Origin of the sequence: Microcoleus sp. A003_D6, from assembly GCF_036702825.1 — a bacterium.
In the GTDB taxonomy this organism is placed as follows: domain Bacteria; phylum Cyanobacteriota; class Cyanobacteriia; order Cyanobacteriales; family Microcoleaceae; genus Microcoleus.
In genome coordinates this window covers 1-6,361 of record NZ_JAUBWA010000217.1, presented here as the reverse complement: position 1 = coordinate 6,361, position 6,361 = coordinate 1, and the positions used below count along the sequence as shown (strand labels likewise).

The window sequence follows — 6,361 nt, the reverse complement described above, 5'->3', positions numbered from 1 at the left end:
GCTAAAGCCCAACTACGTACCTATTTCTAGGATGACAATTAATCCACCCTGCTTTTTAAGGGGGGTTAGGGGGGATCGAGCTTAACTTAACCGTATTGACTTATAGCGGTTGCGTAAGTCCTATACAATTAACCCCCCGATCGCCCTTTTGGTAAGAGAAATCGAGGGGGTTAATTGTTATTTGTCAAGTATCTGAGAATATCAAGCAGGGTTCGCTTGGGCTCGTCTTTGCAGCAGGCGGGCAATTTCCGCTTTTTCTACAAGTCCGACGAGGACACCGTTTTCGCGAATGACGGGGAGTTCTTGTACTTTGAGTTGTTCCAGGAGGGTGACGACTTCGAGGAGGGATAATTCTGGTTTGACGGTTGTGGAAAATTCGATCGGCTTCAGGAGTTCTTTAACTAAAACTTCGGGCCAGCGTCCGGTAGTAATGGTTTTGAGGTCGTCGAGGTCGATCGCCCCTACCAATTGTCCCGCATCATCGGTAACTAGGAACCTGCGCCAGGTTTGAGTGCTACCGATCACGTAGTTGTTGGCAAATTCTCTGAGGGACAAGTCTTGGGAGACGATCGGGCTTTCAGGGGTCAAAGCATCTGCGGCTGTCAGGCCTGCCAGTTCATTTTGGACTGTGGCATATTGTGCAGATTGACCGGCATTTTGCAGCAAGAACCAACCGATTACTAGATTCCAAATATTGCCGAATATGCCTGTACCGATCGCGATCCAACCAATTATTTGACCGACGCGGCTAGCAAAAATTACGCCTTTGTAAGGGTTGCCGGTAATTTTCCAGACGATCGCTTTGAGGATGTTGCCACCGTCTAGGGGCAAACCGGGAATTAAGTTAAATAAGGCTAAAGCTAAGTTGATGGAAGCTAAAAGTCCTACGATCGCGGCTGCGGGGCCTGTGAGACCGGCGCCGATGCCGATCGCTGTTAACAAACCGGATAAAAATAAGCTGACCAACGGGCCTGCAATTGCTACCCAAAATGCTTCGGCGGGGGTTTTGGATTCTCTATCTAAATTAGCCAGTCCGCCAAACAGAAATAGCGAAATTGATTTCACGCCAATTCCCTGTTTGATAGCTACCCAACTGTGTCCTAATTCGTGGGCTAAGACGGAAGCAAATAACAGCAGCGCTGCCAATAATCCCAGCATCCAAGGCGCTACGGGGCCCAATGTGGGAAACAGGGCAGCTAGTGCGCCGCCGTACTGCCAGGTTACTAAACCCAGAACTAAAAACCAAGATGCGTTGACAAAAAAGGGAATTCCAAACAGGTTGCCGACGCGAAATGTACCGTTCATAATTGGCTACCTCTGATATTATGGGGAGAGTTTTTTCTCTCTGTCTCCCTATCGTAACGAAACGTAACGGCGATGTTAATGTTTCAATTAGGGTGTTATCCGTCTGTGGAGGTTCGGTTTGCGGAATAATCACCGCCGGCTGCGGTTTGGCCCGCTAGGCGTTAAAAATCCCTGTCTCAAAACGGAAGTGCTCGCTATGAGGCTTGAGGAGGATATTTGTTTTAATTTTCTGTTTTAGTTTTGAGTCGGTTTTAACTCAAATCTTGCAACTCTGTCATGAACAGGCAAGATGCCTGTTCCACAACAGATCAATTTTCTTGTGGGGAGTAGGAGTTGGGCATCCTGCCCGTCATGAACAGGCAAGATGCCTGTTCCACAAAAATTAAATTTTATTGTGGGGTGGGCTTCTAGCCCGCCCATAAAAGCCTGATTGAGAATGGTGCAACCTATGAGTTTCAAGCAGATTTAGCTATAATGACTTACCCTAAGAATAGTTTAGGTGCTAATAATTATGCCAGAATCTTTTTTTCTCGGTCGCCTGCTGCTGCAATTCAACAGCGAAGCCGCTGATATTATTACAGACTTATCCGCTGTTGCTTTAACTCCCGACGGTCATTTGTGGCTGGGTTCCGATGAAACGACTTCGATCGAGCGTTTGTCGCCTGTCGCGCCTCATATTTTTGGAGAACATCAAAGATTTGCGATCGCCGATTTTATTCAACTTTCGGGAGAATCCGAAATCGATATCGAAGGAATTGATTTCAGCAGCGATTATCTTTGGGTGGTCGGTTCTCACAGTACAAAACGCAAAAAAGCTAAAGGCAAAGACCCCGAAAAAGACATTCAAAGATTAGCACAAATCGAGACAGAAGTCAACCGCTATTTACTGGCGCGCATTCCTATGAAAGACGGGATTTTGTGCGAGTCAATTCCCCATTCAGACAATCAAAGGGAACAGAAAGTTGGATGCCTTCAGCGGACAGAAACGGGGAATTTGCTGACAGACGCGCTCAAAGATGACAGCCACCTCGGTCTATATTTCTCTGTGCCGATTCCGAGTAAAGAAAATGGCTTTGATATTGAAGGGTTGGCGGTGCGCGGAAATCGGATTTTGCTCGGTTTGCGGGGGCCGGTGCTGCGGGGTTGGGCGATAATTTTAGAGATAGAAGTTGAAGAGGGAGAACCGGGAGTTTTAAGGCTTAAGGCAATTGGGGAAGGAGGGAAATTGTACAAGAAGCATTTTGTTGATTTGAACGGTTTGGGCGTGCGAGAATTGTGCTGGAATGGGGAAGATTTGATTGTTTTAGCCGGGCCGACGATGACTTTATCTGGGGAGATGAGGGTTTTTCGGTTGAGGGGAATTTTAGGGCGATCCGGCGACAGTATTACTGGACAAGATGGAGGAGATTTGGAGGTATTGTTTGATTTGCCTTTTAAGGTTGGTACGGACAATGCTGAGGGGTTGAGCCTGTTTCCCTATTTGGGGGGGCAGAATTCGCTGTTGGTGGTTTACGATTCGCCGGATGCGGGGAGAATGGTGGAAGAAAATGCTATTTTTGCTGATGTTTTTAGGTTGGGTTTGTAGTAGTAGGGTGCGTCAGAACGGGAAATATTTGAGAGAATTAATCAGCCATAAACTGACGCACCATGCGATTTGTGAAGGTGCGTCAGATGGGATTTTTTCGATAATTAATTAAACATTAACTGAGGCACCATACAAACTGGTTTAATTGTCGATCGCATCCCCTCCCAGCGGCCGACTGTAGCGTTTCAATTCATCAATTAAGCGAGTATCGTTAGAAGCTGTTCTCGCACCTGCTTCCGCCGCCCACCGCTTCAAATCTTCAATTTGCGATCGCGCGATCGCAGCTAAAGGTACTGTATCCTCGATCGACCTCAAAATATCCTCCGTCATCAAATCCCGGCGCTGTCCGTTTACAAAAGTTCCAAAGGCTCGATACAACCCATCTATTACGACTTGTTCAATTTCTGCACCGCTAAAGTTCTCAGCGCGTTTCGCCAAAACCGCCAAATCAAACTCCCGCAATCTAGTCGGCCGCAAACGCTGCAAATGTACTTTAAAAATATCTTGCCGTTCCGATTCTGAGGGCAAATTCAAAAAGAAAATTTCATCAAACCTGCCCTTTCTCAGCAACTCAGCCGGCAAAATCCGCACGTTATTTGCAGTTGCGACAATAAATACCGGACTGGTTTTTTCCTGCATCCAAGTGATCAAACTGCCGAATACCCGGCGCGAAGTTCCCGAATCGCCGTCGCCACCGCTGATAATGTTGCCGAAGGCTTTATCTATTTCATCGATCCACAAAACGCAAGGTGCGATCGCCTCTGCTAATTGTATCATTTGCCTGACGCGGCTTTCGCTTTCCCCGACCACGCCGCCAAACAACCTCCCAGTATCCAACCTGAGCAGCGGTAAACGCCATTCGCAAGCAATAGTTTTCGCCGATAAAGATTTGCCCGTTCCTTGAATTCCTACTAACAAAACGCCTTTAGGATTGGGTATTCCGTAGCGTCGCGCTTCGTCAGTAAAAGCATCTTGCCGCATCTTTACCCACTGTTTCAAATTCTCCAATCCGCCCACACTTTTCAGGGATTCTCTGGAGTTGAAAAACTCCAAAATTCCCGTCTGGCGAATTGCTTGCTGTTTTTCCTCCAAAACTCCATCAATATCTGACTCGTTAATTTGCTGTTTTGCGGCTAACGCTTTAGCCAAAACCCGCCCGATTCGAGCGCGGCTCAAACCCTGACAAGCTTTAACCAACTGTTCTCTTGCTAAGCCGCTAACTTGCAACTGTTGCGGATTTTCTACAACGTGGGAAATTAAACTGTCGATTTCTTGGACGTTGGGCAAAGGGAAATCAATTACTGTTACTTCTTCTTTCAATTCCTCCGGCAATTCCAGCGTGTGAGAAGTGAGGATTATTGTTTTTTTGCTGCGCTTCAATTCCCGCGTCAAATTCCGCAATTCCCGCACTACCGGAGCATTTTTGTCGGTGTAGGGATATTTCAAAATTGGGTGCAAATCCCGCAGCACAAATATGGTATATTCTTCAACAGCAGTTTTGCTGACGCGATCGAGAGCCGCCATTACCGAACCTTTCCCAGAACCGTTATCTTCCCAGCCGCGCACGATATCCCACCGCAATACCCGGCGCGCGGGAGTTACTTGCAGCGCTACTTGGGCAATTACGGCTTCGACCGGTTCCTCCTCTGCGCCGACAATGTACAGCAGCGAATAGCGGGCGCGAATCATCAAATCTAGTCGCTTTACCAGTGCCTCGAAATGGTTATTTTTACTGCTATTGGCGACATCTAATTCTTTGGAATTAGGGTGATTTTTTGTCATTTTATTTAATAATTTCGGTGTAAATTCAACTTGATTATATATTTTGTTGGCAGTCAGGACTTTAGTCCTTAAAATCATTTAATCCAGCTTAAGGTTGGTAGTAAGGACTTTAGTCTTTAACCACTATTTAACCGGACTAAAGTCCGTACTGCGAACTTTAAAATTATAACAGAATAGTACGCAAGTGACTACTTCGCAACTTTTCGAGCTTGTTTTACCATTTCAATGAGAGTGTGGTGAGCATCTTCGGCGTCTTTTAAAGTGCGATCGAAATTTACTCTGACGGGCACTGTTTCGTCATTTACTTTAGCGGTTAAATCCATGCCGTTGGCATCAATAGCGAGCATTTGAGCTTCGGTAGCCTGCGGTTGGTTGCCAAATGCTCGAGCGTATAGCACGACAGCACTAGCGTGGTCTTCGTTCATGTGAGTGCAGATGCGATCGCTAATCTCAGTGGAAAACTGTTCTGACATGGGAGATTCCTCAGATGCAATATCGATCGATTGTACTGCAAATCGGAGTTGACAAAATACTTCGCAATTTGCTAATTTGAAATTCAAATGATTCTAGCGAGAGTCCAATCGATGCGTAAATTAGTTTGTTATCCAGGAACTGTACGCACGTTATCTCTCAATCAGCACTCAGGAAATTCTGGGAAAAGTATCCTGATGCCGAAACAAGTCTGCGCTCTTCGTACAAACTAGCAACAACAGTAGGGCAAAATATTTCATAAATTAAGTTAAAAAAATTCAACAATAATAAATTTATGCTATACTTAAGTTATAATTTTTAACCCCAGATTCACCTATGCCAACTTTAACTGATATTGGCACTTTAATTACCCGCGATCCGAACCTTCGCAATGGCATCCCTATTATTGCAGGTACTGCCACATCAGTGCAACGCATCGCAGCCTTATACAAACAAGGTAATAGTGCTGAGGAAATAGCAGTAGATTTGGATCATCTAACCTTAGCACAGGTTTATGCTGCACTGACTTATTATCAAGCAAATAAAGCAGAAATTGAAGCAGATTTAGCGGTAGAACAAGCGGAATATGAGCATTTGGCAGCATTACACAGCCAAAAAACGCCGGAAATAATATGAGCCAAATTCGTCTTTACTTAGATGAAGATTCACGCAGCAAAAAACTACTCCAAGCTTTACAAACTCGTGGCGTGGATGTCATTACAGTTGCCGAAACAGGGATGTTATCTCGCAGTGATGAAGAGCAATTGAGTTGGGCTTTTGCCAATCAAAGGGTAATTTATAGTTTCAACACAAGGGATTTTTATAGAATCCATACTAATTGGTTAGAAAGAGGTGATTTTCATGCAGGAATTATTTTAGGACAACAAACTTATTCTGTAGGGGAACAAATGCGCCGCCTGTTGAGACTAATTTCTGCCAAGTCAGCGACAGAAATGCAAAATCAAATAGAGTTTATCAGCGCTTGGACTGAAGAGTAAGCATCTTGATTAAGTAAAGTGCGATTAAAGTCTTTACATCCCCAGTCGGCGTAGGTGGACTTTGTTTGACCAGATGCCTTTTCAACCGCCGATCGCCCCACAGATCGATCGTAACAGATTACCTATAATCGTTGTGGGCATCGAGCATTGGTGACAAGTTAAGGAAAAAGGGAAATTGTCAAGGGTAGTATTGACATTGATCTGGATCGTGGGAAACTTA

General features: G+C 45.2%; 6 protein-coding genes. 3 read left to right on the top strand and 3 right to left on the bottom strand.

Annotated features, from left to right (window positions below; translation table 11 throughout):
- Positions 1-201: 201 nt before the first annotated feature.
- Entirely contained in the window at positions 202-1,305 is a 1,104-nt protein-coding gene (locus tag QUB70_RS31260) for a site-2 protease family protein (protein ID WP_332985644.1), read from the bottom strand.
- A 511-nt stretch (positions 1,306-1,816) separates the two neighbouring features.
- On the opposite strand from QUB70_RS31260, the gene QUB70_RS31255 reads away from it, so the two are divergent.
- Complete coding sequence (locus tag QUB70_RS31255; RefSeq protein ID WP_332985643.1) at positions 1,817-2,890, top strand: DUF3616 domain-containing protein; 1,074 nt, start codon at positions 1,817-1,819, stop codon at positions 2,888-2,890.
- Between the two features lie 141 nt (positions 2,891-3,031).
- Here QUB70_RS31255 and QUB70_RS31250 read toward each other — a convergent pair whose 3' ends face one another.
- Together QUB70_RS31250 and QUB70_RS31245 are read right to left on the bottom strand one after the other, a co-directional pair.
- Positions 3,032-4,672, bottom strand: a complete 1,641-nt coding sequence (locus QUB70_RS31250; protein WP_332985641.1) for an AAA family ATPase — start codon at positions 4,670-4,672, stop codon at positions 3,032-3,034.
- A 188-nt stretch (positions 4,673-4,860) separates the two neighbouring features.
- Positions 4,861-5,145: a DUF2470 domain-containing protein gene (locus tag QUB70_RS31245; RefSeq protein ID WP_332985639.1), complete on the bottom strand. Its 285-nt coding sequence runs from the start codon at positions 5,143-5,145 to the stop codon at positions 4,861-4,863.
- A 334-nt stretch (positions 5,146-5,479) separates the two neighbouring features.
- On the opposite strand from QUB70_RS31245, the gene QUB70_RS31240 reads away from it, so the two are divergent.
- Complete coding sequence (locus QUB70_RS31240; RefSeq protein ID WP_332985637.1) at positions 5,480-5,779, top strand: DUF433 domain-containing protein; 300 nt, start codon at positions 5,480-5,482, stop codon at positions 5,777-5,779.
- Positions 5,776-6,141 carry a DUF5615 family PIN-like protein gene (locus QUB70_RS31235; protein ID WP_332985636.1) on the top strand — a complete coding sequence of 122 codons (366 nt, stop codon included), beginning with the start codon at positions 5,776-5,778 and terminating at the stop codon, positions 6,139-6,141. Before QUB70_RS31240 ends, QUB70_RS31235 begins: the two co-directional genes overlap by 4 nt.
- The last annotated feature ends 220 nt before the right edge of the window (positions 6,142-6,361 follow it).